Annotated in this window: 23 protein-coding genes and 1 tRNA gene; 9 read left to right on the forward strand and 15 right to left on the reverse strand. The window is 62.3% G+C overall.

Annotated elements, in window-relative coordinates; genetic code table 11:
• Window positions 1–101 precede the first annotated feature (101 nt).
• Window positions 102–177, reverse strand: a tRNA-Ile gene (locus HT585_RS11000).
• A gap of 159 nt (window positions 178–336) precedes the next feature.
• On the opposite strand from HT585_RS11000, the gene HT585_RS11005 reads away from it, so the two are divergent.
• Entirely contained in the window at window positions 337–1086 is a 750-nt protein-coding gene (locus HT585_RS11005) for an SIMPL domain-containing protein (protein ID WP_077499601.1), read from the forward strand.
• A gap of 259 nt (window positions 1087–1345) precedes the next feature.
• On the opposite strand, the gene HT585_RS11010 is transcribed toward HT585_RS11005, so the two are convergent.
• The 4 genes from HT585_RS11010 to HT585_RS11025 form a co-directional block, all read right to left on the reverse strand.
• A complete protein-coding gene (locus HT585_RS11010) occupies window positions 1346–1744 on the reverse strand; it encodes a hypothetical protein (protein ID WP_077499599.1) in 399 nt (132 codons plus the stop codon).
• Between the two features lie 335 nt (window positions 1745–2079).
• Window positions 2080–2484, reverse strand: a complete 405-nt coding sequence (locus HT585_RS11015; protein ID WP_176352929.1) for a ketosteroid isomerase-related protein — start codon at window positions 2482–2484, stop codon at window positions 2080–2082.
• Between the two features lie 164 nt (window positions 2485–2648).
• On the reverse strand, window positions 2649–3071 hold the full coding sequence (locus HT585_RS11020; RefSeq protein WP_176352930.1) for a secondary thiamine-phosphate synthase enzyme YjbQ: 423 nt from the start codon (window positions 3069–3071) through the stop codon (window positions 2649–2651).
• 141 nt (window positions 3072–3212) lie between these two features.
• A complete protein-coding gene (locus HT585_RS11025; protein ID WP_176353275.1) occupies window positions 3213–3566 on the reverse strand; it encodes a DUF1428 domain-containing protein in 354 nt (117 codons plus the stop codon).
• Between the two features lie 217 nt (window positions 3567–3783).
• Between HT585_RS11025 and HT585_RS11030 the strand changes: the two genes are divergently transcribed.
• Window positions 3784–4236, forward strand: coding sequence for a VOC family protein (locus HT585_RS11030; RefSeq protein ID WP_176352931.1), 453 nt, complete (start codon window positions 3784–3786; stop codon window positions 4234–4236).
• Window positions 4237–4347: 111 nt separating this feature from the next.
• Here HT585_RS11030 and HT585_RS11035 read toward each other — a convergent pair whose 3' ends face one another.
• Window positions 4348–4917 carry a transglycosylase SLT domain-containing protein gene (locus HT585_RS11035; protein ID WP_077499593.1) on the reverse strand — a complete coding sequence of 190 codons (570 nt, stop codon included), beginning with the start codon at window positions 4915–4917 and terminating at the stop codon, window positions 4348–4350.
• Between the two features lie 353 nt (window positions 4918–5270).
• Between HT585_RS11035 and HT585_RS11040 the strand changes: the two genes are divergently transcribed.
• Entirely contained in the window at window positions 5271–5684 is a 414-nt protein-coding gene (locus HT585_RS11040) for a lysozyme inhibitor LprI family protein (protein WP_246707622.1), read from the forward strand.
• Complete coding sequence (locus tag HT585_RS11045) at window positions 5660–6517, forward strand: DUF2066 domain-containing protein (RefSeq protein ID WP_176352932.1); 858 nt, start codon at window positions 5660–5662, stop codon at window positions 6515–6517. Before HT585_RS11040 ends, HT585_RS11045 begins: the two co-directional genes overlap by 25 nt.
• 44 nt (window positions 6518–6561) lie before the next feature.
• Here HT585_RS11045 and HT585_RS11050 read toward each other — a convergent pair whose 3' ends face one another.
• The 3 genes from HT585_RS11050 to HT585_RS11060 form a co-directional block, all read right to left on the reverse strand.
• Window positions 6562–6855, reverse strand: coding sequence for a GYD domain-containing protein (locus tag HT585_RS11050; protein WP_077499587.1), 294 nt, complete (start codon window positions 6853–6855; stop codon window positions 6562–6564).
• 230 nt (window positions 6856–7085) lie between these two features.
• Entirely contained in the window at window positions 7086–9146 is a 2061-nt protein-coding gene (gene rpoD, locus HT585_RS11055; RefSeq protein ID WP_176352933.1) for an RNA polymerase sigma factor RpoD, read from the reverse strand.
• A gap of 460 nt (window positions 9147–9606) precedes the next feature.
• Window positions 9607–9951, reverse strand: coding sequence for a GFA family protein (locus HT585_RS11060; RefSeq protein WP_176352934.1), 345 nt, complete (start codon window positions 9949–9951; stop codon window positions 9607–9609).
• A 229-nt stretch (window positions 9952–10180) separates the two neighbouring features.
• Between HT585_RS11060 and HT585_RS11065 the strand changes: the two genes are divergently transcribed.
• Window positions 10181–10639 carry a GyrI-like domain-containing protein gene (locus HT585_RS11065; RefSeq protein WP_176352935.1) on the forward strand — a complete coding sequence of 153 codons (459 nt, stop codon included), beginning with the start codon at window positions 10181–10183 and terminating at the stop codon, window positions 10637–10639.
• Between the two features lie 81 nt (window positions 10640–10720).
• On the opposite strand, the gene tdh is transcribed toward HT585_RS11065, so the two are convergent.
• The 3 genes from tdh to recQ form a co-directional block, all read right to left on the reverse strand.
• Complete coding sequence (gene tdh / locus HT585_RS11070) at window positions 10721–11755, reverse strand: L-threonine 3-dehydrogenase (protein ID WP_115419638.1); 1035 nt, start codon at window positions 11753–11755, stop codon at window positions 10721–10723.
• Between the two features lie 11 nt (window positions 11756–11766).
• Window positions 11767–12954, reverse strand: a complete 1188-nt coding sequence (locus HT585_RS11075; RefSeq protein WP_176352936.1) for a glycine C-acetyltransferase — start codon at window positions 12952–12954, stop codon at window positions 11767–11769.
• Between the two features lie 323 nt (window positions 12955–13277).
• Entirely contained in the window at window positions 13278–15155 is a 1878-nt protein-coding gene (recQ, locus tag HT585_RS11080; RefSeq protein ID WP_176352937.1) for a DNA helicase RecQ, read from the reverse strand.
• Window positions 15156–15354: 199 nt separating this feature from the next.
• On the opposite strand from recQ, the gene HT585_RS11085 reads away from it, so the two are divergent.
• The gene (locus HT585_RS11085; protein WP_210270372.1) at window positions 15355–16194 is read left to right on the forward strand and encodes a glycosyl transferase; all 840 of its coding nucleotides are present in this window, start codon (window positions 15355–15357) and stop codon (window positions 16192–16194) included.
• A 57-nt stretch (window positions 16195–16251) separates the two neighbouring features.
• On the opposite strand, the gene dnaG is transcribed toward HT585_RS11085, so the two are convergent.
• Window positions 16252–18270 (reverse strand): DNA primase, encoded by a 2019-nt coding sequence (dnaG, locus tag HT585_RS11090; RefSeq protein WP_176352938.1) that lies wholly within the window; start codon window positions 18268–18270, stop codon window positions 16252–16254.
• A gap of 236 nt (window positions 18271–18506) precedes the next feature.
• On the opposite strand from dnaG, the gene HT585_RS11095 reads away from it, so the two are divergent.
• Window positions 18507–19424, forward strand: coding sequence for a hypothetical protein (locus HT585_RS11095; RefSeq protein ID WP_176352939.1), 918 nt, complete (start codon window positions 18507–18509; stop codon window positions 19422–19424).
• Here the strand turns inward: HT585_RS11095 and HT585_RS11100 are convergent.
• On the reverse strand, window positions 19405–19854 hold the full coding sequence (locus tag HT585_RS11100; protein WP_176352940.1) for a GatB/YqeY domain-containing protein: 450 nt from the start codon (window positions 19852–19854) through the stop codon (window positions 19405–19407). The two genes, HT585_RS11095 and HT585_RS11100, sit on opposite strands and share 20 nt — an antisense overlap.
• 326 nt (window positions 19855–20180) lie before the next feature.
• Here HT585_RS11100 and carA point away from each other — a divergent pair, with 326 nt between their 5' ends.
• The gene (gene carA, locus HT585_RS11105) at window positions 20181–21386 is read left to right on the forward strand and encodes a glutamine-hydrolyzing carbamoyl-phosphate synthase small subunit (protein WP_176352941.1); all 1206 of its coding nucleotides are present in this window, start codon (window positions 20181–20183) and stop codon (window positions 21384–21386) included.
• A gap of 81 nt (window positions 21387–21467) precedes the next feature.
• On the opposite strand, the gene HT585_RS11110 is transcribed toward carA, so the two are convergent.
• A complete protein-coding gene (locus HT585_RS11110) occupies window positions 21468–22358 on the reverse strand; it encodes a LysR substrate-binding domain-containing protein (protein ID WP_176352942.1) in 891 nt (296 codons plus the stop codon).
• Window positions 22359–22473: 115 nt separating this feature from the next.
• Between HT585_RS11110 and HT585_RS11115 the strand changes: the two genes are divergently transcribed.
• A complete protein-coding gene (locus tag HT585_RS11115; protein WP_176352943.1) occupies window positions 22474–23235 on the forward strand; it encodes an SDR family oxidoreductase in 762 nt (253 codons plus the stop codon).
• Window positions 23236–23254 lie beyond the last annotated feature (19 nt).

A 23254-nucleotide genomic window follows, 5' to 3' on the forward strand; every position in this document is an offset into this window, starting at 1 on the left:
GGAAAATCGCGGCGAGCTACACCGGTGTAGTCGCATTATTATCGGGGAATGAAATTGCTACGCTTCGAGGGGAGAATTACCTCAAGCGCGCGATCGAAAACTGGTGGGCCCGGAGGGACTCGAACCCCCAACCAAGCGGTTATGAGCCGCCGGCTCTAACCATTGAGCTACAGGCCCACGCCGGATCAGGTCCGGGACTCAGCGAACCAATGGCAGTTCGTGAACGGCAATGGCTCTAGCCGAAAACCTTTTTGACGACAAGTCATTGCCGCAATGCCCACACAATCGATAAGCATGAAGTGAGCAGGGACAGAAACAACCGGAGAGACACGACCCATGACTTCCACACGCACTGCCCGCACGCTTTCCATCGCTGCCTTGGCCGCCGCCTTTGCGGGTATTGCCGCTGCCGGCGCACACGCGCAGGATGCCGCCAGGGACCGCGAAGCGATCATCACGGTTGCCGGCGAAGGCCGCTCGTCGATTGCGCCCGATATGGCGATCCTGCAGCTGAGCGTCGTCAAGGATGCCAAGACGGCGCGTGAGGCGCTCGACGCCAACAACAAGACGATGGCCGAGGTTCTGACCGCCCTCAAGGCAAGCGGCATTGCCGACCGCGACCTGCAGACGAGCGGCTTCTCGATCAACCCGCAGTTCAACTTCCCGACCAACAATGACGGCGGCAACCGCCCGCCGGAGCTGATCGGCTACCAGGTGGCCAACGGCGTGAGCGTACGCGTGCGCGACCTTACCAAGCTCGGCGAGATCATCGACAAGTCGGTCACGCTTGGCGTCAACCAGGGCGGCGGCATCCAGTTCACCAATGACAAGCCGGAAGGCGTGATCACCGAAGCCCGCAAGGCCGCAGTCGCCGATGCCATCGAGAAGGCCAAGGTTCTGGCGGAAGCTGCCGGCGTTTCGCTCGGCAACGTCGTCAACATCACCGAGCAGGGTTTCCGCCCGGAGCCGGTGCCGATGATGCGCGCCGGCATGGCCAAGGAATTTGCGGCCGATTCCGTGCCGATGGCAACGGGCGAAAACAGCTACAACGTCACGGTCAACGTCACCTTCGCGATCAAGCAGTAACGCCCGCCGCCTGAGCCCGCGCGCCAACAGCGCTGGCGGGTTTTTGCGGTTTGCGGCTCGCCGCCGACCAAGGGTCGGGAGGCCAGCACCGGAAAAGACAAGGCCCCGCGCAGTGGCAACCGCGCGGGGCTTTTTCGTGTCGTGCTCAAGCGCGATGCATGCCCGTCTGTGGCTTGCAGACAAAGAAAAACCCCTCACGCCTGGGGCGTGAGGGGTGCATTTCCGCCGGCCGGGGGAGACAGGACGGAAAAGGCTTGGATTACCAGCGGCCGATAACCGGGCAACCGCGCTGATTGGCGAAAGCGATTGTCTGGCGGTAGCCGCGGCGGCTGCCTTCGACGACGATGCGGCGGTGCGAGACATCGGCGACATAGGCACGGCGCAGGCCATGGTCACGGGCCTTGTCGACAGCCATCCAGGGGGCGCAGCGGCTGCGGCGGCCACCGCCATCCCAGCCACGGTCCGGACCGCGGCGATCACGACCCCAGTCGCGCTCGTCGCCGTAACCACGGTCGAAATCGCGATACTGAACCTGAACGCCATCGCCCGAGCCGAAACCGAATTCGACGGTGTCTGCGGAAGCGGTGGAAGCGGCACCGAAAAGGCCGGTCAAACCGATGACGGCGGCGGCGGCGGCGTTGATGAGGATGTTCTTCATGGTCTTTCTCCGAGGGCTTGAAGGGTTCAATCTGCAATCACCGTCCCAAGCGATTGATCGGACAATAGCGCCGCCAAACTGAACGCTAGCGGAACTGCACATTCATGCGGGGTTCAGATTGCGGGCACATGCCGCAAACGGGCGGGAAACAGAGATTCGTTCGACTTCCAGGCGAGGTGCCTCGATGGATGATCGGCAAACCTTACGCACATTTTTTCTAGCGATATCAAATTGATAGAGGGTTGATCGACAGATGGCCTTGCCATCCCACGCGCGACAGGCGGCGTGAAAATCAGCGCGATTTTCCTGAGGAGGTTGCGATGCGAAGACGCGGCTCAGCCGGCAAGTTCGGCTTCGAAAGCGCGCATGTTGCGATAGTGGCTGATCCGGGTGATCGACTGATCCTCGATCTCGATCACGAAGACGCTCGGGATCGAATAGGTCTGGCCGGAGGCGGCGGGGAACCCCTCCAGCGTCTCGCGGTAAGTGCCGCGTGCCGTCAGGTCCACGGCGATCCGCTGGCCGAAATTGTCGCGCATCAGCACGACGTCGCCATAGGTTTCGTCGAAATGGCGCAGGAAGGTCATGATGCTGGATCTGAGCGGCTCGACGCCGACGGTGCGCTGACCGGTCAGAGAATCGAGCGCCACGTCCTCATCGACAATCCGCGCCAGAGCGTCGAAGTCGCGGTCGTTCAATGCGTCGATGAAGCGGCTGGCGATGGTCTGCGCGTCGGTCATATCTGCCTCGGATGCTGATTTCGGGTTCGTCCATGTCTTTTGGACTGCAACCATGGAAACGACGAAAGCCAATATCGGTTCCATGTACGATCATCCAACGAATATGGAGGGATGGAGACGCCCTTCAAGGCGGAGCCGCGATCGATCGGGCAATCGGGCCGATGTCATCGCCCAAGATGCAGCACGATCTCGCGACGGTGCGGCCGGTCGCGGTGTTCGAACAGATAGAGGCCTTGCCAGGTGCCGAGCGCCATGCGGCCGGCATTGACGGGGATACCGATCGAGACCTGCGTCAGCGCCGCCTTGATGTGCGCGGGCATATCGTCAGGTCCTTCCTGCGTGTGCACCACCCAGCGCATCGACGGATCGGAGGATGGCGGCACCAGCCGGCCAAAAAACGCGCTGAGGTCGCGCTTCACATCCGGATCGGCGTTTTCCTGGATGAGGAGCGAACAAGAGGTGTGGCGGACAAACAGGGTCAACAGCCCCTCGCCCCGGCCATTGGCGCTGACGAACTCCGCCGCCTCGTCGGTGAACTCGTAGAGCCCCTGGCCGCGGGTGGAAATGACGATCGTGGTCTGCGGCATGGCTGACTGTCTCCCCTGGCGCGCGGCGGCGGCAAAGTGCGACCACCGCTTGAACGGGTCCGGCAAAGCCGCCGCCAAGTCAAGCCCAGGCCCTCTGCCGGGTCAGTTTCTCGCGGCCAAGGGACCGTCCCGAGGCGCGATCTATTTCTCGAGAAAGGCCTCGAAGCCGCCATAGATCATGCGCTTGCCGTCGAACACGTCTTTCCACGCCTCGCCCTGCAGTCGCGGATCCTCCATCACCTTGGCAACGATCGCGTCCCGGTCGGCACGCGACTTGTAAGTGATCCAGGAGAAAACCACCGTCTCGTCTTCCCTGGCCTGTACCGCTCGGGGAAAGGACGTCACCTCGCCATAGGGAACGTCGTCTCCAAGGCACTCGGCATAGGAGAGCGCGCCATGCTCCATCCACACCTCACCCGCTTGCCGCGCCATGTCCTTGTAGGCCTCGATATTGGCCCTGGGCACCGCAACGATGAAACCATCCACGTAGCTCATGTTGATATCCTCCTCGGTTGCTTCGACCACCAAAGGACGAACGGGATCGAAAAGTTCCGACATGAGCCTCAGATTTTCCGCTCGATGCGTGCTTGACGCCCTTCAAGGGCTGCCGTTGCGGCCGCGCCGGGCCTTGCGAAAAAGTTATGATCGCCTGTCGGCAAGTCCCCTTCCCGTTCGTCCTTGGCTGAGACCATCACCCAAGGGAGCAACCGCCATGCAGAAGATCACGCCCTTTCTCTGGTTCGACAACCAGCTTGAAGACGCCATCCAGTTCTACACCGCCATCTTCCGCAATGCCCGCATCACCGACGTCAAGAAAGGCCCTGATGGCAGAGCCTTCACCGCCGCCTTCGAGCTCGAGGGACAGGCATTCATGGGGCTCAACGGCGGCCCGCATTTCAAGTTTTCCGAAGCCGTCTCGTTCTTCGTGCGCTGCGCCGATCAGGCGGAGGTCGATTACTACTGGGAACGGCTGCTCGACGGAGGCACACCGCAGCGCTGCGGCTGGCTGAAGGATCGCTTCGGTCTGGCCTGGCAGATCATACCCGATGCGCTGATGCGGCACCTGAGCGATCCCGATCCGGCACGCGCCGGCCGCGCCCAGCAGGCGATGATGGGCATGGTCAAGATCGACGTCGCCGGGCTTGAAAAGGCAGCCGCCGGCTGAGCCTTGTCCTAAAGCACGTTGCGTCTTTCATATAAGCTTGGCGCACTTTAAGGTCTTGTTTTCATGCATGTCGTTATCGCAGAACCGCTGCACATTTTTGCGCGACGTGCTCTAGCTACCGCAGCTTTTCAACTGGCGGCTATAGAGCGAGGCCATTCCGGTGGCGCGCTTGGCGCCGGTCTTGGCAGTGTCGCTCCAGTTGCCGCGGGCGTAGCCGGCGTGGCCATGGTAGTAGGCGATGTAGAGCCGATAGGTGTCGTTGAGCGCGATGCCGTTCTTCTCGCCGCTTTCGCGGTGGTACCAGGCGATGAAGCGGATGGCGTCGCCGAAGTCGGAACGCCGCGCCGTCCAGCGGCCGGTTTCGCTCTGATAGCGCGCCCAGGTGCCGTCGAGCGCCTGCGAATAGCCATAGGCCGACGAAACCCGCGTCCACGGAATGAAGCCGAAGAGTTTGGTGCGCGGCGGCTTGGCGTTATGGCGGAAGCCGGATTCCGTATAGATCGTCGCCATCAGCACCGGCACGGGCACGCCATATTCGCGCTCCGCCTGATAGGCGGCGCGGCGCCAGTTGTTGAAAAGGCCATCTCGCTGCTCGAAAACCGCGCATGCGTTTCGGGTGTCTCTCGGCACCGTCGCGCAACCGGCCAGCAACAGGAGGACGACGACAAAAACGCAACGCATCTTCGAACCTCTCATTTCGGAGAGATTGATAAAACGTAAACGTTAAGGATCGGTTTTGAATCGAATGCGAGTGATTGCGGGACTGCCGCATGATTCCTTGGGGCGCATTCGATCCAGGGATGGAATTATGCAGCACGTTCAAATCACCAAGGCGCCCTTTGCACGTTATGTTTGACGCGCGCGCCTCAGCGTGCATCGGCTAAAATTCCGCTATCTGAAGTTTCAGCTTTGACCTATCCTCGGAGGGTCGGAGGACGTCGGCAGGCGAGCACCCAAGCCACGATCCCGAGGCTTTCGGGGATCATGCGAGCGCGCGTCGACGGCGGCACGCGCGAAACGAGGAGAGCGAAGAAATGCGATTTCCTGTCTTGATGTTTGCCACCCTTGTCGGTCTGGCGGGCTTGGCGCCGGCCGCTTGGGCCGACGATTGCGCCAATGCCAGCGACCAGGCAACGCTGAACGAATGCGCTGACAAAGCCCTGAAGGCCTCCGACACCGAGCTCAACACGCTCTACAAACAGATCGAGGCGCGCCTGAAGGACGATCCGGACAAGACCAGGCTGCTCGTGTCGGCGCAGAAAGCCTGGATCGCCTTTCGTGATGCGGAATGCGACTTTTCCGCAGCCGGCGTTGCGGGAGGCTCGGTCTATCCGATGATCGTTCTTCAATGCCGGGATGGCTTGACGCAGAACCGCGTCAAGGACTTCAAGACCTATTTGAGCTGCGAAGAAGGCGACCTCAGTTGCCCCGTGCCCTCAGCCAACTGAAGCCTGCCGTGACGACGCCGGCGAGGACATGTGTTTTCGCCGTCGCCCTTGCCACTGCCTGGCTTGGCGGCGCGGCAAAGGCAACTGACCGATCGAACCTCTACACCAGCGATGCGATCGTCACCGGCACCGGCGAAGAGAACCGGCAGATCGCCTTTCGCGAATGCCTGAGCGAAGTTTTGGTCAAGGCTTCCGGCGATGCCAGGCTCGCCGACAGCACCGCGCTGCCCACCCTGCAGGCGCGGGCGGCGGAGTTCGTCGCAAGCTTCTCCTATCGCGACCGGTTGGAAGGCGTCCCGATCCATGACGAGCAGGGAACGCACGACCGTCCGCACGATCTCACCTGCCGTTTCGAGCCGAAGATCATTGACCCTCTGCTGGCAAGACTTGGGTCGAAGCCGTGGCTTTCGCCGCGTCCGATCATCGCCGTGCTGCTGGCCGTCAAAGACCAGACGCGCCGCTTCGTGCTGGCGCGCGACGGCAGCGAAAGCCCCTATATGGCGCAATCGCTTGCCGCTGCCACGGTTCCGCTGGCTCTCATGGCCCGCCTTCCCGACGCTGAAACGCTTGCCGCCGCAAGGCTCGATTTCGACCATCTATCCCGGTTGAACTCGACTGAGCTGAAACAGCTGGCCGCGGATATCGGCGCAGAAATCCCCCTCGCCGGCACGCTCGTCTGGTCCGACGCCGCACGTGGCTGGATCGCCGATTGGCGCCTCGTCGAGAACGGCAAGGCGTATCGTTGGCAGATCAAGGGCGTCAGCTTCGATGACGCATTTCGCAACGCCATGCGGGGCGCGGCACGCGTTCTCTCCGGCAACGGCCCGCCCTAGTCGAGCGTTGCGCGCTTGCCGACTGTTGCTCGATGCTGCTGATCTCACCCGAGAGACGCAACCAGTTCGCGGTAGGCCGCTTCCGGGAATGCCTTGAGCGTGCGGGTGCGCACATTGCCGCCCATGCCGAGCGTCATGGCAAAACGTGCCGCCACCGCATCGTCAGGCGCCTCGCATATCGCCACCATGTCGTACTCGCCCATGGTCAGAAAGAAATGTTTGAAGGAGCCGCCCATGTCGCCAAGCATCTTCTTGGCCGCGTCGAGGCGCTTCGGAGACTCACGCACATTCTTCACGCCCTGCTCAGTCCAGTTGAGGAGCACGACATAAGTGGTCATTTCACACCTCCTACAGGACACGTTTCACGCCCGCGGTGCGACTGCTCCCGCGCTTTGGCCGGGTGCCCCGATTGCTCGGAAAGGGGGAGTATAGTCCTCCGGGCAAGCCGCCACAAGAAAACCGGCAGAGCGCCCGCACAGAAACGAAAAAGCCGGGCGATGGCCCGGCCTTTGAATGTTGGATTTTCGACCGCTTAGCTCTAGAGGAACGAGCGCAGCTTGCGGCTTGTTTAGCTGTCCAGGAAGCTTCTCAGCTTCCTCGAGCGGCTCGGGTGCTTCAGCTTGCGCAGCGCCTTCGCCTCGATCTGGCGGATACGTTCGCGGGTGACCGAGAACTGCTGGCCGACTTCTTCGAGCGTGTGGTCGGTGTTCATGCCGATGCCGAAGCGCATGCGCAGCACGCGCTCTTCGCGCGGCGTCAGCGAGGCGAGAACCCGGGTCGTGGTTTCGCGCAGGTTGGCCTGGATGGCAGCATCGATCGGCAGCAGCGCGTTCTTGTCCTCGATGAAATCGCCGAGATGCGAATCCTCTTCGTCACCAACAGGGGTTTCGAGCGAGATCGGCTCCTTGGCGATCTTCAGGACCTTGCGGACCTTTTCGAGCGGCATGGCAAGCTTCTCGGCCAGTTCTTCCGGCGTCGGCTCGCGACCGATTTCGTGCAGCATCTGGCGCGACGTGCGAACGATCTTGTTGATCGTTTCGATCATGTGCACCGGAATGCGGATCGTGCGGGCCTGGTCGGCGATCGAGCGGGTGATCGCCTGACGGATCCACCAGGTCGCATAGGTCGAGAACTTGTAGCCGCGACGGTATTCGAACTTGTCGACCGCCTTCATCAGGCCGATGTTGCCTTCCTGAATGAGATCGAGGAACTGCAGGCCGCGGTTGGTGTACTTCTTGGCGATGGAAATGACGAGGCGCAGGTTGGCTTCGACCATTTCCTTCTTGGCGATGCGCGCTTCCCGCTCGCCCTTCTGCACCATCGAGACGATGCGGCGGAACTCGGCGATCGAGATGCCGGTTTCGGTCGCAAGGTTCTGGATCTCCTGGCGAATGTCGCGGATCGTCTGGTTTTCGCTCTTGGCGAATTCCTTCCAGCCCTTGCCGGCCAGGTTGCTGATCGACTTCATCCAGTTCGGATCGAGCTCGGCACCGGAGTACTGCTCGAGGAACGAATCACGTTTAACGCCGTAGGACTCGGCCAGCCGCAGCAGGCGGCCTTCGTTCTGCATCAGGCGCTTGGAGATGTCGTAGAGCTGCTCGACGAGGCTGTCGACGCGGTTCTGGTTGAGCGACAGCGACTTGACCGCCTTGATCAACTCGTCCTTGAGCTCCTTGTAACGGCGCTCCTGGGCGGGCGACAGCGTGCCGGTTGCCGCAAGGCGGGCTTCCACCTGCTGGTCCTGCAACTTGCGCAGCTTCTTGTAGGTCTCGGCGATGATGTCGAGCGTTTCCATGACCTGCGGGCGCAGTTCCGCTTCCATGGCTGCGAGCGAGAGGTTCGACTCGTCTTCGTCTTCTTCTTCTTCCTCGCTCGGCATGACATCGCCGCCGACATTGGTGATGTCGTCGTCGTTTGCGGAGCGAACCTTGCGGGTCTTTTCCTTTTCCTCGGCGGCCTTGCGGTCTGCCTCGATCTTTTCAGGGCTCTGGAACTGCGGCGCAGCCTTTGCCTCCGGACCGGAATAGGTGGTTTCGAGATCGATGATCTCGCGCAGCAGCGTCTGGCCTTCGTTGAGTTCGTCGCGCCAGATGATCAGCGCCTGGAACGTCAACGGGCTCTCACAGAGACCGGCGATCATCGTCTCGCGGCCAGCCTCGATGCGCTTGGCAATCGCGATTTCGCCTTCGCGCGATAGAAGCTCGACCGAACCCATTTCGCGCAGATACATGCGCACCGGGTCGTCCGTCCTGTCGGTCGGCTCTTTCTTCTTGGTTGCCGCAAGCGCCGTGCCGCCGCTGGAGGTGGCCAGTTCGCCGCCTTCGCCGTCGTTGTCGTCGTCGCTGCTCTCGTCGTCGCTGCTGCCGCCGGCGGCTTCCTCAGCTTCCTCGTCTTCGATGACGTTGATGCCCATGTCGGAGAGCATCGCCATCGTATCTTCGATCTGCTCGGAGGTGACTTCTTCGGACGGCAGGACGGAGTTAAGCTCGTCCATCGTCACATAGCCGCGCTTCTTGGCGGCCTTGATCATCTTCTTGACAGCGTCATCGGAAAGATCGAGAAGCGGGCCGTCCGGAGCGCCTTCGCGTTCAACGTCAGCTTCTTCGTTTTCTTTGACTTTGGTTGCCATTTAGTTCGTCGCTTTCCTTGTCGCAACCGGCGTGAGCCCGGTGCAAATGCCGCTCGAAGGTCCGGGTGCGCCGCGCACCCGCCACCGAATCATTTCCCCTGACGTAACGGGATGATGTTTAATTCCTGATTAACCACGATAGCGATCGTGGCAAAGCGGACAAGCTTCGACAGTCCTGCCACTGAAGCACTACTGGCATGATATCCTAACCGCCGTGTCATTTCGCCATTTCTTGCTTGGAAATGGTGATTCCCAGAATTTTCGATCCCGTCAAGCATTTCCGCTGAAAAACCGCCTGATTCGGCAAAAATCGCCTCAGTTCACGTTTTCGGGTGTTTATCAGCTTCCGCTGAACATGTAGGCGTTGCCCATAAAAAGACAAGGGTCGATACTGCCTATCGGCAAGGCAAGATTGCGTCACATCCGCAAGCGCAACCATACCTATGCACAATACCGCCGATCATACCGATAGCCCGTCATATTTGACGATGTTCACCGCCTCGATATCGAACTCCGGCAGACAGCGCAGGTTGATGGCCGCCATCGGTCCGTTCGGACCCGCCCCTTCGCCGAAAGGCGCGATACCGCAATGGCTGCAGAAGTGATGTTTGATCACATGCCTGTTGAATTCATAAGTCGAGAGATCGGCTTCCGATGTCTTCAGGCTCAGACTGTCGCGTGGAACGAAGGCGAGCAAGCCGCCGCGCCGGCGGCACATCGAACAATTGCAATCGATCGCCTCGGCGAAGTCTCCCTCGACCTCGAAAGCGATTTTGCCGCAATGGCAACTTCCCTCGTAACGCATGCACTGGCTCCTTTGGCCGCCACAACCGTTGATCGCGGCCGCCCGCGACTGTCGGCAAAGATAGTGCGCGAACACGGGCGAACAAGCCGGATTGAACAACCCGTGCCAAGACGCAAAACAATTCCCGGAAACCCCAACTTCGCCCGTCTGTTCGCAACATTATTCCGGTTTTCCGCTTGCCCTCGACCCAATCTCGACTGACCTTCCGGCCGAGAAAATGGAGGCACTCTTGAATATCAAGGAAACCGACGCGATGCGCGTCATCAGCATTCAACGCAGGCTGACTATTCCCGACATCAGGCATGCAAGCGCCGAGCTTGCGCCGTTGATCGCCGCGGAAATCGACCGCGCGGGCCTGAAGCCCGCAGGGCCATGGATCTTCATTGCCCAGAACCTGCCGAAAAATGCCAAGTCCGCATTTGACTGGCGCATCTGCCGCCCCGTCGAAGGCGGTGAAGCCTATGACGGCATGCTCGACATGATCGAGCTGGAGCCGATCATGGTCGCCTCGACCCTGCATCAGGGGCCGATGCGAAGCCTCTTCACCCAGGGCTATGCGCCGCTGGTCGAAAAGATCGAGATGAGCCGACACAATTTCTCCGGCGAGAGCCGCGAGATCTATCACCGTTGGGCAGGTCCCGGCTCTCGCTACCACGAGATCGAGATCCAGTTCGGCCTCGCCAATTGACAAGAAGACCGCGCATCGATGGCGATACGCGGTCTTGTGGATTTCGGCTTTCTAGCGAAGCGCCGCCTCACCACGCCCCGTTCACCAGTCCATGACGACCTTGCCGGAATTGCCGGAGCGCATGGCCTCGAAGCCGTCGCGGAAATCGTCGATACCGATGCGGTGGGTGATGACGGGCGAAAGATCGAGCCCGCCCTGGACGAAGGCGATCATCTTGTACCAGGTCTCGAACATCTCGCGCCCGTAGATGCCCTTGAGGTTGAGCATCTTGAAGATCACCTTGTTCCAGTCGATCTCGAAACCGGCCGGCGCGATGCCGAGAATGGCGATCTTGCCGCCATTGTTCATCTTGTCGATCATGTCGCGGAACGCCGGTGCCGCCCCCGACATCTCCAGCCCGACATCGAAGCCCTCGGTCATGCCGATCGCCTTCATAACGTCGGCAAGGTTCTCCTTCGAGGCGTCGACGACATGGTCGATGCCGAGGTTTCGGGCAAGTTCAAGCCGCGTCGGGTTGATGTCGGTGATGACAACCTTGCGCGCGCCCGAGCGCTTGGCAACCAGCGCGCCCATGATGCCGATCGGGCCCGCACCGGTCACCAACACGTCCTCGCCGACGAGATCGAAGGAAAGGGCAGTGTGCACCGCATTGCCGAAGGGGTCGAAGATCGCCGCGATCTCGTCGGGAACATCTTCCGGGATCGGCACGACGTTGTATTCCGGCAGGCAGACGAACTCGCCGAACGAGCCCGGTCGGTTGACGCCGACGCCGAGCGTGTTGCGGCACAGATGCCCACGACCGGCACGGCAGTTGCGGCACTTGCCGCAGACGATATGCCCCTCGCCCGAGACCCGCTCGCCGACATGATACTTCGTCACCGCCGAGCCGACCTCGGCGATCTCGCCCATGAATTCATGGCCGACGACCATCGGCACCGGAATGGTCTTTTGCGCCCACTGGTCCCAGTTCCAGATGTGCACGTCGGTGCCACAGATCGCCGACTTCTTCACCTTGATCAAAACGTCGTTCGGCCCGACCTCGGGCACCGGCACGCGCTCCATCCACAGCCCGACCTCGGGCTTCGTCTTCACCAGCGCCTTCATCATGTTCGTCATCGATCCAATCCTCAAATCACGCCGAGGTCGCGGCCGACCTCTTCGAAGGCGGCAATCGCCCGACACACGTCCTGTTTGCTGTGGGCCGCCGACATCTGCGTGCGGATGCGGGCCTGACCCTTCGGCACCACCGGGAAGGAGAAGCCGATGACATAGACGCCCTTTTGCAGCATGCGTGCCGCCATCTCCTGCGCCAGTGCCGCATCGCCGAGCATCACCGGGATGATCGGATGGCCCTCGCCGGCCAGCGTAAAGCCGAGCTTCGACATCTCGGTCCGGAAAAGGGTGGCATTGGCATAAAGCCGGGCCCGCAGCGCATCGCCGTTGTCGATCAGGTCGAACACTTTCAGCGAGGCAGCCGCAATCACTGGCGCCAGCGTGTTGGAAAAGAGGTAGGGCCGCGACCGCTGCCGCAGCCACTCGACCACTTCGGCCTTGCCCGAGGTGTAGCCGCCCGAAGCGCCGCCGAGCGCCTTGCCGAGCGTGCCGGTGATGATGTCGACCCGGCCCTCGACGCCGCAATGTTCGGCCGAGCCGCGGCCATGTTTACCCACGAAACCGACCGCATGGCTGTCGTCGACCATGACCATGGCACCGTATTTCTCGGCGAGATCGCAGACGCCGCCGAGATTGGCGATGATGCCGTCCATCGAGAACACGCCGTCGGTGGCGATCAGCTTGAAGCGGCTGCCTTCGGCCTTCTTCAATTCCTCTTCCAGTGCCGCCATGTCGTTGTTGGCATAACGGAAGCGCTTGGCTTTCGACAGCCGCACGCCGTCGATGATCGAGGCGTGGTTCAAGGCGTCGGAGATGATCGCATCCTCTTCGCCAAGCAGCGTCTCGAACAGGCCGCCATTGGCATCGAAGCAGGAGGAATAGAGGATCGTGTCTTCCAGGCCGAGGAAGGACGAGATGCGCGCTTCGAGCTGCTTGTGCTCTTCCTGCGTGCCGCAGATGAAGCGCACCGACGCCATGCCGTAGCCATAGCGGTCGAGCGCCTGCTTGCCGGCTTCGGCCAGTTCCGCATTGTCGGCAAGCCCGAGATAGTTGTTGGCGCAGAAGTTCAGCACCCGCTCGCCCGAGGCAACCTCGATCTCACCCGCCTGCTTCGAGACGATCACCCGCTCCGACTTGTAAAGGCCTGACGATTTGAGACCGTCCAGTTCGGAACGAAGGTGGGAGAGAAAGGCTGAGGTCATGGCTGGCCGCTTTCGCTGTGAAGAGGACGTTTCGTGCCAAACGAGTACCACGCCAGCTTTCCCGTTGCAGCAAATTCCCGCGGCTTGAGAGGGCCAGGCGGCATTCCCTAGGCAAAACGACAGGGCATTGCATCGCGAGGCTGGCCACGCGACATTTTATGTCGTGGCCTTCGCCGTGCATGACAGATTGCTTCAGTCAAAGTTGGGCTTGCGGGCGCAGTCAGCGACGCTGGAACCTCATGTCAAATTGGGCACTGTCTATCGCATCGCGTCGGCGGCGCGATCGATTGAGGGCACGCCGCGGCAGCCCCTGGCGCGCAGTATCACCCCTCGAGATACCCGTCGATGACAGCGAGAAATGCCTCGCCGTAGCGCTCGCGTTTGCTTTCGCCGATGCCGGGGATGTCGAGCAATTCGTCAAAACTGCGCGGGCGCTCCTTGGCGAGCGCGATCAGCGTTGCGTCCGGGAAGACGACGTAGGGCGGCACGTTCAGGTCCTTGGCGATGGTGAAGCGTTCGGCGCGCAGCCGTTCGAACAGCTCGAGGTCGGAGCCGGCGAGGTCGGCGCGTTCGCGCTGGCTGCCGGATTTCGCCTGCCGTGCCCCCTTGCCCGTCTGCGGGCGGTCCTTGCGAAACAGCACCTGGCGCTCGCGCTTGAACACCGCGCGCGCCTCCGGCTCGAGCTTGATCGCGCCGAAGGCGGTGTGATCGACACTGACGAGACCGGCCGCCAGCAATTGTCGAAACACCGATTGCCAGGTCCGGGCCGGCAGATCCTTGCCGGCACCGAAGACCGGCATGTCGACATGGCCGAAACGCTCGGTCTTTTCGTTGACGGTCCCCATCAGCACGTCGACGACGTGGCCTGTGCCGAAACGTTCGCCCGTGCGATAGACGGCGGCAAGCGCCTTGATCGCAGCCTCGGTTCCATCCCAGGTTTCCACCGGCTTCAGGCAGGTGTCGCAATGGCCGCAGCGGCCGGGATGCGCCTCGCCGAAATGCGCGAGGATCGCCTGGCGGCGGCAGCCGGCCGTCTCGCAGATCGCCAGAAGCGCGTTGAGCTTGCCGCGCTCGATGCGCTTGATATCGTCGCCCGCCCCACCCTCGTCGATCATCCGGCGGCGCTGCAGCACATCGGCCATGCCATAGGCCATCCAGACCTCGGACGGCTGACCATCGCGGCCGGCGCGGCCGGTCTCCTGGTAATAGGCCTCGATCGAACCCGGCAGATCGAGATGGGCGACATAGCGCACATCAGGCTTGTCGATGCCCATGCCGAAGGCGACGGTCGCAACCAAGCAGAGACTTTCCTCTTTCAGGAACGCGTCCTGGTGGGCGTCGCGCAGCGTCCGGTCCATGCCGGCGTGGTAGGGGAGCGCGCGAATCCCCTGCCCGTTCAGCCACTCGGCCGTGTCCTCGACCTTGGCGCGCGACAGACAGTAGACGATGCCGGAGGAACCGCGAAAGCGGCTGAGGAAGCGCAGCAGTTGTTGACGCGGCTGGTCGCGCTCGACGATTTCATAGGCAATGTTCGGACGGTCGAAGCTGGTGGTGAAGACTTCGGCGCCCTGCAGCGACAAACGCTCGATAATGTCTTCACGGGTATGTGGATCGGCCGTCGCCGTCAGCGCGATGCGCGGCACGCCGGGATAGCGCTCGGCAAGCAGGCCGAGCGTGCGGTATTCCGGCCGGAAATCATGGCCCCACTGCGAAACGCAATGGGCCTCGTCGATGGCGAAAAGCGCAATGCGGGCATTGCCGATGAGGTCGGCGAAGCCGTCGGTAACGATGCGCTCGGGCGTAACGTAAAGCAGATCCAGCGTGCCGTCGGCAATCTGCCGGCGCACCGCGATCGCCTCTTCGCGTGTCAGCGACGAATTGAGGGCGGCCGCATTGACGCCGAGCTGCTTCAGCGCCTCCACCTGATCGCGCATCAGCGCGATCAGCGGCGAAACGACGATACCAAGGCCGGGACGGCACAGAGCCGGAATCTGGAAGCAGAGCGACTTGCCGGCGCCGGTCGGAAACAGAACGACGGCATCGCCACCGCCGGCCACATGCTCGACCACTTCCTGCTGCCGGCCGCGAAAGGCCGAATAGCCGTAGACGCGCTTGAGCACATCGAGCGGCGCTCGGCCGGCGTCGTCGAAGAGTTGGCTGGCAGCACTTCTGTCGTGCTGCGCACGTTCGACGAACTCCATTGCATCTCCTTCGGGGAATCACACACTGCCATCATCGCCAGATGCGACGGCAATGCCATAGGCGTCAGCCTATTTGAAGACACAGGCTGGATATCCGGGAGGATCGGCAGGTGTTTTCGGTCGAGGATTGGTGTTTTTGACAGCGCGGCCTTATTCATGCATCGGTACTTTAGGAAGCCGATATCATCGGAAGGGCATCATGGCGAATATTCTGGCGGCAAGCGGCGGCGTCAAGCAAGTGATCTGCATCAACTGGGGTACGAAATACGGCGCTCCATTTATAAACCGGCTCTATGCCATGGTGGCGCGCAACATCACCCCACCCTTCACCTTCACCTGTTTTACCGACAATCGCGACGGACTGCGCAACGAAATTCTCTGCGAGGACCTGCCACCGCTCGACATTGCCAACATGCCCACGAAGACGCCAGGCATCTGGCAGAAATCGCGACTGTGGGGGCCGAAGCTCGGCAATCTCAAGGGACCGGTCCTTTTCCTCGATCTCGACATCGTCGTTGTCGGATCGCTCGATTGCTTCTTCGAGAGGGAAGGACCCGACGACGTTGTCCTGGCGAGAAACCAGACGACGCCTTTCGAGCGGCTCGGTCAAACCTCAGTTTTCCGTTTCCCTGTGGGCAAGCTCGTGCCGCTTCAGGAAAAGTTCAGGGCCAACCCACAAGCCATCGCGGACGAATATCGTTTCGAGCAGCGCTTCGTCACCCGCAATGCGCCGGGTGGCGTGAAGCTCTTTCCCAGACGCTGGGTGCTGCATTTTCGACGGGACTGTCGCCACATCTTTCCTCTGAACTACTTCCTGGCGCCGCGCCTGCCGGCCGATGCGCGCGTCGTGCTCTTCCCCCGCAACCTGCTGCCGCAACACGCGATCGACGGGCAATATGGTGAGCGCGGCCGCGTCGACACGCCGCTTGGGCACATTCGCCGGCTGTTTACCGGCGACCACCGCGAAAAGAGCCCGATCAGCCACCTCCGCCATTACATCCACCCGTCTGCCTGGGTGGCCGAACATTGGCGCGAATAGCGGGGATCCTGCCCGCACTGGACAGGACCTCGACCTCGCTGAGCGGCTTTTCAGTGGTTACCGGGCCGCCGGCCCCTTCACCCGGCCCGAAAGCACGCCAAAACCTTCGATGATCGCTTCCTGGTTCTCAAGCCGGGTCACTTCGAACTGAACCTCCTGCAGCGTGCGCAGCAGCTGCGGCACGGCTTCGAGATCTCCCTCCTCCGTTGCGTGCGCCAGTTCCCGCTCCAGTTCGCGCTTTTGCCAATGCAGCGCCTTGGAGCGCTGATGCAGCGCCAGCGCCTGGAGATACCCCTCGCGGGCATCTTCGGGTGCTGCAGCCGCCGTCGCCGTCCAAAGCCGGGCATAGCGGATCTGCTGGTCGATGGCCGCAATCAGGTGCGCAAAGCCTTCGGCGTCGAGCTGCTCCACCAGCCCCTCGCGCGTCAGGCGCGGGCCGTTGGCGGCAGCAGCATTCAGCACCGCCGCCCAGCAGCGCTGCAGATCGCGATGGTCGAACTCGATGGTCGAGATCTCGTCGTACTCGTCGAAAAGCAGCTGCGGGTGATTGACGATGGTGAGCGCCAGAACGCTTTCGCGCAGCGAAGGCACCACCTGTTGGCCGCTGACCAGCGACGAGCGCGCCAGCCGATCGGAAACGGCCGTCGGCCCCGAGGTGTTCTGCGGGCGTGCACCAGGTCCGCCCCGTTGGCCGCCACCCTGGCGGCCGCCGCGCTCGAACTGCCGCCGCTCGCCGCCGCGACCGCCGCTTGATGCCTGAAGGAAGGCGTGCAGCCGGTCGCGCATGTCCTGGCCGTAGTGGCGCCGCACACTCTCGTCGGCGATCACGGCGGTGACCTGCTTTAGCCTCGCTTCCAGCTCGGCGCGTTTTTCCGGCGTATCGAACGAGCCGCCCTGAATTTCGCGCTGCCAGACCATCTCGGCAAGCGAGCGGGCATTGGCAAGCACCTGATCGAAGGGCGCCCGGCCCTCCTGGCGCACCAGATCGTCGGGATCCTTGCCATCGGGCAGCATGGCGAACCGCACAGAGCGGCCGGGCTTCAGATGCGGCAGCGCCAGATCGACGCCGCGGTTGGCGGCGCGAATGCCGGCGCCGTCACCGTCAAAGCAGAGCACCGGCTGCGACGTCATCTTCCACAAGAGGTCGAGCTGGTTTTCGGTGAGCGCAGTTCCAAGCGGAGCGACCGCATTCTCGACACCCGCCTGGTGCAGCGCGATCACGTCCATGTAACCTTCGACCGCGATAATCGTCGCGGCACCGCTTTCGTTCTGCCCGGTGTCGCCCGGACGGCTGCCCGCAGACATCGCCCGTCGCGCCCGCGCAAAGTTGTAGAGCACGTTGCCCTTGTGGAAGAGCTCGGTCTCGTTGGAATTGAGATACTTTGCCGGCGCATCCGGCGACATGGCGCGGCCGCCAAAGGCGATCACCTTTTCGCGCGACGACAGGATCGGAAACATGATGCGGTCGCGGAAACGGTCGTAGGAAACCGGCACGTCGGGGCCATGCACCACCAGACCGCAGGCCTCGATCTGCTCCTTGCCGATGCCCTTGCCGGCCAGAAATTCCTTCAGCGCATTGCGGCTGTCGGGCGCAAAACCCAACCGGAACGTCTCGATCGTGCGGCCCGTCAGCCCGCGCTCGCGAAGATAGGCCCGTGCCTTGGCGCCATTGGCCTGCTGCAGTTGATCCTCGAAGAATTGCGTCGCCAGCTCCATCACGTCGAGCAGGCTGGTGCGCTCCTTCTCGCGCCTCTCTGCCTGCGGGTCCGGCTGCGGCATGGCGACACCCGCCATATCGGCGATCTGCTGCACCGCCTCGGGAAAGCTCAGCCCTTCGAGATCGGTGAGGAAACGGAAATGGTCGCCGGTAACCCCGCAGCCGAAACAATGGTAGCGACCCTTGCGGTCCTCGCAGTGGAAGCTTGGGGATTTCTCGCCGTGGAAGGGGCAGCAGGCCCAGTAGTCGCCGCGCGAGACATTCGTCTTGCGCCGATCCCAGGTGACGCGTTTGGCGATCACGTCCGAAATCGGCACGCGGTCGCGTATCTCGTCAAGAAAGGACTGTGAAAAGCGCATGGATACCTCTGGTCGATCCTCCATATAGGCGGCAAGACCGCCGGACGCCACAGGGCTGAAAGACCGTGCCCGCAATTCACAGGCCATGACGATGGCAATTGTAAACCCGGCTTGCTGTGCATCGCGATCAACACACGTTAAACGAGAATTTATTTCTACACGCAGGCCGTGTCTCGACCTTGACTCCGGTCCGGCCCGATAGGATGAATTCGCCTCCCGACCTCGGATCCCGCATCATGGCCCTCTCCGTCGAAGCACTTGCATCCAGCGCCGGCTTCTTCAACGCCGTTCTCAGCTATGCGCGCGGCATGGTCGAGATGTATGGCGCAAACCCGCGGCTCGCCTCGATCTTCGCCTCGCAGCAGCGCTGGCTGATGGCACAGTCGGGCCTTGCCCTCTATCACGAGCGCGACCCGCAGGACCCGGCAAGCGGTTTCTATTCCGGGCGGTTCGTTGACTATATCGTCGCAAACGCGATCGCCAGCCGCAACACCGCCGCCTCGTTCACGCAGGAGATGGTCGCCTATCGCTTCGCCCGCCATATCGCCGATCGGCCAGACAAGCGAGCCCGGCCACTGGAGCCGACCGAGGTGGCCCTCGACTACGTCTGGAAATGGCTGCAAGCCCATCTGACGATTTTGGACGCCCTCGACGGCGGCACAAGGACGACCGCTATCGAGCAAGCGCCTGATTTGTTTGCCCGACTGCAGCCGGCCATCGCTCACGCCCTTGTCGGCAACGACCGGGTTCGTCGCCCGGGGCCGACCTTCGATCTCTTCACCTGGGTCAATTCCGGCGGCGTCGTCATGGACGACCTGTTCTCACGCATTGGCCTTTTCGACCCGAATGCCCAACGGGCCGATATCGGCGCCGTCTCGTCGAGCGATCTCAGCGATCGCTTCATGATCTCGAAGACGCATCTCAAGCGCATCTTCAGCAAGGCGGCGGAGTTGGGCAGTATGGGGTGGGATGGCCCACCGGGCCGGGGCAACCTCTGGCTGTCGAAGGGCTTCATCCGGGAGTATTGGGATTATCAGGCGGAGAAGTTCGCGCTGATCGATCAGGTCTATGCCAGGCTCGCCGGAGGGTTCAGTGCCGCAACGGCGCCCGCTGCAAAAGAGCGGGCGCTGTCGATTACTTCAGCAGATCCTTGACGAGGCCGGAGGCCTTGGCGAAATCCATCTGGCCGGGATAACGCTCCTTGAGCGCGTTCATGCACTTGCCCATGTCGCGAAGGCCGTGCGCCCCGGTCTCCTGGATCACCGAAGCACACAGTTCCCTGACCTTTTCCTCGGGCAACTGAGCCGGCAGGAACTGGTTGATAATGACGATTTCCTGGCGCTCCTGCTCGGCGAGTTCCGGCCGGCCGCCCTGGTCGTACATGCGGGCGGATTCCTCACGCTGCTTGATCATCTTGGCGAGGATCTGCAGGATCTCTTCATCGCCGACCGGATCCTTGCCCAGGCCACGGTTGGCGATATCACGGTCCTTGATCGCAGCCTGGATCAGCCGCACGGTCGACGTGCGGCGCGTGTCCTTGGCCTTCAAGGCTTCTTTCAGTACCTCAGCGAACTGGTCGCGCATGTCTTTACTCCATGTCGAAGCCGGCCCGCGGTGCTCTGCCCGGAACCGGTTCGATGCGTCAATGTTGTCGTCGTCTTAAACCAGTGTGGCAGGTGCAATCAAACGGATTACACAACCGCTTGAATTATAAGGAATTTTATTTCCGGACAATTCACAGCGGCCGGTTGACCGGGCTTTGCGCTTTGGCTATTTTCCCGCACCTGCACGACATCGGCATGTGAGCACTTTTCGCGGGGATTCCGCGCGTCCATGCCTGACCACATGAAATGGCGATCAGCCGCCGGGCTTTCAAGCCCCGCGCTCCACGCCACAACGGGATAGGAACGATGACCGCGACACCCGCATGGACCACTGAAAAACCAACCGCTTTGCTCGTTCTTGCCGATGGCACAGTCATCGAAGGCAAGGGCATCGGCGCGACCGGCAAGGTGCAGGCGGAAGTCTGCTTCAACACCGCGCTCACCGGCTACCAGGAAATCCTGACGGACCCTTCCTATCTCAGCCAGATCGTCACCTTCACCTTCCCGCATATCGGCAACATCGGCGCCAATGACGAGGACATCGAAGACCTGACGCCGGCAGCCCGCCACGGCGCGGTCGGCGTCATCTTCAAGGCCGATATCACCGAGCCGTCGAACTACCGCTCCGTCAAGCACCTCGACGCATGGCTGAAGGCCCGCGGCATCATCGGCCTTTGCGGCATCGACACCCGTGCGCTCACCGCCTGGATCCGCGAAAACGGCATGCCCAACGCCGTCATCGCCCATGATCCCCAAGGCGTCTTCGACATCGAAACGCTGAAGAAGGAAGCCAAGGCCTGGAGCGGGCTCGAAGGCCTCGACCTCGCCAAGGTCGCCACGTCAGGCCAGTCTTCGCAGTGGACCGAGAAGCCCTGGGTCTGGGACGAAGGCTATTCGACGCTCGGCGAAAAAGAGGCCGAGTACCACGTCGTGGCGCTCGACTACGGCGTCAAGCGCAACATCCTGCGGCTCTTCACCGGCCTCAACGCCCGCGTCACCGTGATGCCGGCAACCACGAGCGCCGAAGACGTGCTCGCCCAGAAGCCGGACGGCATCTTCCTCTCCAACGGCCCGGGCGACCCGGCGGCAACCGGCGAGTATGCCGTGCCTGTCATCCAGGACCTGCTGAAGAGCGACATTCCGGTGTTCGGCATCTGCCTCGGACACCAGATGCTGGCGCTGGCGCTCGGCGGCAAGACCGAGAAGATGCACCAGGGTCACCATGGCGCCAACCATCCGGTCAAGGATCACACCACTGGCAAGGTCGAAATCGTCTCGATGAATCATGGCTTCGCAGTCGATTCGAAGTCGCTGCCGGAAGGCGTTGAAGAGACTCACATTTCGCTGTTCGACGGCACCAATTGCGGCCTGCGCGTCGCCGGCAGGCCGATATTCTCGGTACAGCACCATCCGGAAGCCTCGCCGGGCCCGCAGGACAGCCACTACCTCTTCCGCCGGTTCATGAACCTGGTGCGCGAGAAAAAGGGCGAACCGGCATTGGCCGAGCGCTGAGCCCGCCACCCAGACAAGCATTGAAGGCCCGCCCGGTGCGGGCCTTTTCTTTTCGAGCGCAGGCGTTCGAAAAGGCCCCTCTCATCCGGCAGGCAGACGCGCGGCAATGAAATCGACCACCGCGCGCACCGACGGCAACTGCCCGCGGCGATGCGGCATCAAAAGGGTCGTCGTCACGCTCCCCGCTTCCCAGTCCGGCAGCACGCGCACCAGGATGCCCGCCTCGATTTCCGCCCGGCAGATCTTTCGCGGCAGCGCGGTGATGCCGAGGCCGGAGACGGCGGCGGCGAGCAGCACATGGGATTCGTCCGCAACGAAGCGCGGCTCGGGGCGAACCCGGACGACGACGCCCGCGTCATTGCGCATCGTCCATCCCTCCGAGGTCAGGGACGCCAGAAGACCGTCGTGACGCGAGAGATCACTGGGCTCGCGCGGGTGCCCGCAACCCTCGAGGTAGGCCGGCGCTGCCACCAGCAGGATCGCATCCGTTGCCACCCGCCGCTGCACCATGCCGGAATCCGGCAACGGCGCAAAGTGATCGCGCACGGCGATGTCAAACCCCTCCTGCACCACATCGACGAAGCGGTCGGTCGCGTGCAGCATCACCCGCATTTTCGGATAGGCCGCCGCCAGCGGCGGCAGGAGACCGGCCAGCGTCATCTGCGCCGTCGGCACCGAGGCGGTGATCCTGACCGTGCCGCTTGGCTCGGCGAGCCGCCCCATGACGACGGCTTCGGCCGCCTCCGCCTCGATCAGCATCGCCGCGGCATGGCGATAGAAATCCTCGCCGATCTCGGTGACGGTGAAACGCCGCGACGTGCGATTGATCAGCCTGACGCCAAGCGTCTTTTCCAGTTCGGCCACGCGCTTGCTCAGCGTCGATTTCGGCACGTTCAGTGCGCGCGCCGCCGGCGCGAACCCCTTGTGATCGACGACATGGGCAAAGACGATGAAGTCGTTGAGGTTGCGCATTGCCGCTCCCAATGTCTACAAATGTGGACGATTGATCCACGTTTGCCAGACTTTCGCAATATCGTCCACGAATTTATCTCTTCCTCGTCGAAACCTGATATCGAAGGAAGAGAAGATGAGTATCTATCAGAACAAGAAAGCCGTCGTCATCGGTGGCACGCACGGCATGGGTCTGGCGACGGTCGAACGGCTCGTCGACGGTGGCGCCGAGGTGCTTTTGACCGGCAACAACGAGGCCAACCTCACCAGGATCCAGGAGCGTTTCGGACCACGCGTCCATGCGGTAAAATCCGACATTTCCGACCTCGGCGAGATCGCCGTGCTCGGAGCGACGGTCGGCCAGAAGCTGGGCTCGATCGACCTGCTGCACATCAATGCCGGCACGTCGCTGCTCGAACCCTTCGATCAGGTGACGGAGGCCTCCTACGATCGCCAGTTCACCATCAACACCAAGGGCGCCTTCTTCACCGTCCAGCGGCTGGCGCCGCTGGTCCGCGATGGCGGTTCGATCGTCTTTACCTCCTCGGTCGCCGATGTCGGCGGTTACCCCGGCATGGCGGTCTACAGCGGCAGCAAGGCGGCGCTGATCTCGTTTGCCTCGGTCTTTGCCGCCGAGCTGCTGCCGCGTGGCATTAGGGTCAATTCGGTCAGCCCCGGCTTCATCGACACGCCGACCAAGGGTGTTGCCGGCATCACCGACGCCGAGCGCGCCGAGTTCAAGGCGCTGGGCGACGCGATCACGCCGATGGGCCGCAATGGCACGGCCGACGAAGTGGCGCGCGCCGTGCTGTTCCTTGCCTTCGACGCGACGTTCACCACAGGTGCGAGACTGACGGTCGACGGCGGTCTCAGCCAGCAACTTTCGCCTGCGGCCTGAAACGCGCCAGAACAGAGAG

The organism is Ensifer oleiphilus, from assembly GCF_013371465.1.
GTDB classification, from domain to species: domain Bacteria; phylum Pseudomonadota; class Alphaproteobacteria; order Rhizobiales; family Rhizobiaceae; genus Ensifer; species Ensifer oleiphilus.

Bases quoted from the DNA above. Each gene is read 5' to 3' on its own strand.
- HT585_RS11005 (WP_077499601.1), top strand. From the start codon at position 337: ATGACTTCCACACGCACTGCCCGCACGCTTTCCATCGCTGCCTTGGCC.
- HT585_RS11010 (WP_077499599.1), bottom strand. From the start codon at position 1,744: ATGAAGAACATCCTCATCAACGCCGCCGCCGCCGCCGTCATCGGTTTG.
- HT585_RS11015 (WP_176352929.1), bottom strand. From the start codon at position 2,484: ATGACCGACGCGCAGACCATCGCCAGCCGCTTCATCGACGCATTGAAC.
- HT585_RS11020 (WP_176352930.1), bottom strand. From the start codon at position 3,071: ATGCCGCAGACCACGATCGTCATTTCCACCCGCGGCCAGGGGCTCTAC.
- HT585_RS11025 (WP_176353275.1), bottom strand. From the start codon at position 3,566: ATGAGCTACGTGGATGGTTTCATCGTTGCGGTGCCCAGGGCCAATATC.
- HT585_RS11030 (WP_176352931.1), top strand. From the start codon at position 3,784: ATGCAGAAGATCACGCCCTTTCTCTGGTTCGACAACCAGCTTGAAGAC.
- HT585_RS11035 (WP_077499593.1), bottom strand. From the start codon at position 4,917: ATGCGTTGCGTTTTTGTCGTCGTCCTCCTGTTGCTGGCCGGTTGCGCG.
- HT585_RS11040 (WP_246707622.1), top strand. From the start codon at position 5,271: ATGCGATTTCCTGTCTTGATGTTTGCCACCCTTGTCGGTCTGGCGGGC.
- HT585_RS11050 (WP_077499587.1), bottom strand. From the start codon at position 6,855: ATGACCACTTATGTCGTGCTCCTCAACTGGACTGAGCAGGGCGTGAAG.
- rpoD (WP_176352933.1), bottom strand. From the start codon at position 9,146: ATGGCAACCAAAGTCAAAGAAAACGAAGAAGCTGACGTTGAACGCGAA.
- HT585_RS11060 (WP_176352934.1), bottom strand. From the start codon at position 9,951: ATGCGTTACGAGGGAAGTTGCCATTGCGGCAAAATCGCTTTCGAGGTC.
- tdh (WP_115419638.1), bottom strand. From the start codon at position 11,755: ATGACGAACATGATGAAGGCGCTGGTGAAGACGAAGCCCGAGGTCGGG.
- HT585_RS11075 (WP_176352936.1), bottom strand. From the start codon at position 12,954: ATGACCTCAGCCTTTCTCTCCCACCTTCGTTCCGAACTGGACGGTCTC.
- recQ (WP_176352937.1), bottom strand. From the start codon at position 15,155: ATGGAGTTCGTCGAACGTGCGCAGCACGACAGAAGTGCTGCCAGCCAA.
- HT585_RS11085 (WP_210270372.1), top strand. From the start codon at position 15,355: ATGGCGAATATTCTGGCGGCAAGCGGCGGCGTCAAGCAAGTGATCTGC.
- dnaG (WP_176352938.1), bottom strand. From the start codon at position 18,270: ATGCGCTTTTCACAGTCCTTTCTTGACGAGATACGCGACCGCGTGCCG.
- HT585_RS11095 (WP_176352939.1), top strand. From the start codon at position 18,507: ATGGCCCTCTCCGTCGAAGCACTTGCATCCAGCGCCGGCTTCTTCAAC.
- HT585_RS11100 (WP_176352940.1), bottom strand. From the start codon at position 19,854: ATGCGCGACCAGTTCGCTGAGGTACTGAAAGAAGCCTTGAAGGCCAAG.
- carA (WP_176352941.1), top strand. From the start codon at position 20,181: ATGACCGCGACACCCGCATGGACCACTGAAAAACCAACCGCTTTGCTC.
- HT585_RS11110 (WP_176352942.1), bottom strand. From the start codon at position 22,358: ATGCGCAACCTCAACGACTTCATCGTCTTTGCCCATGTCGTCGATCAC.
- HT585_RS11115 (WP_176352943.1), top strand. From the start codon at position 22,474: ATGAGTATCTATCAGAACAAGAAAGCCGTCGTCATCGGTGGCACGCAC.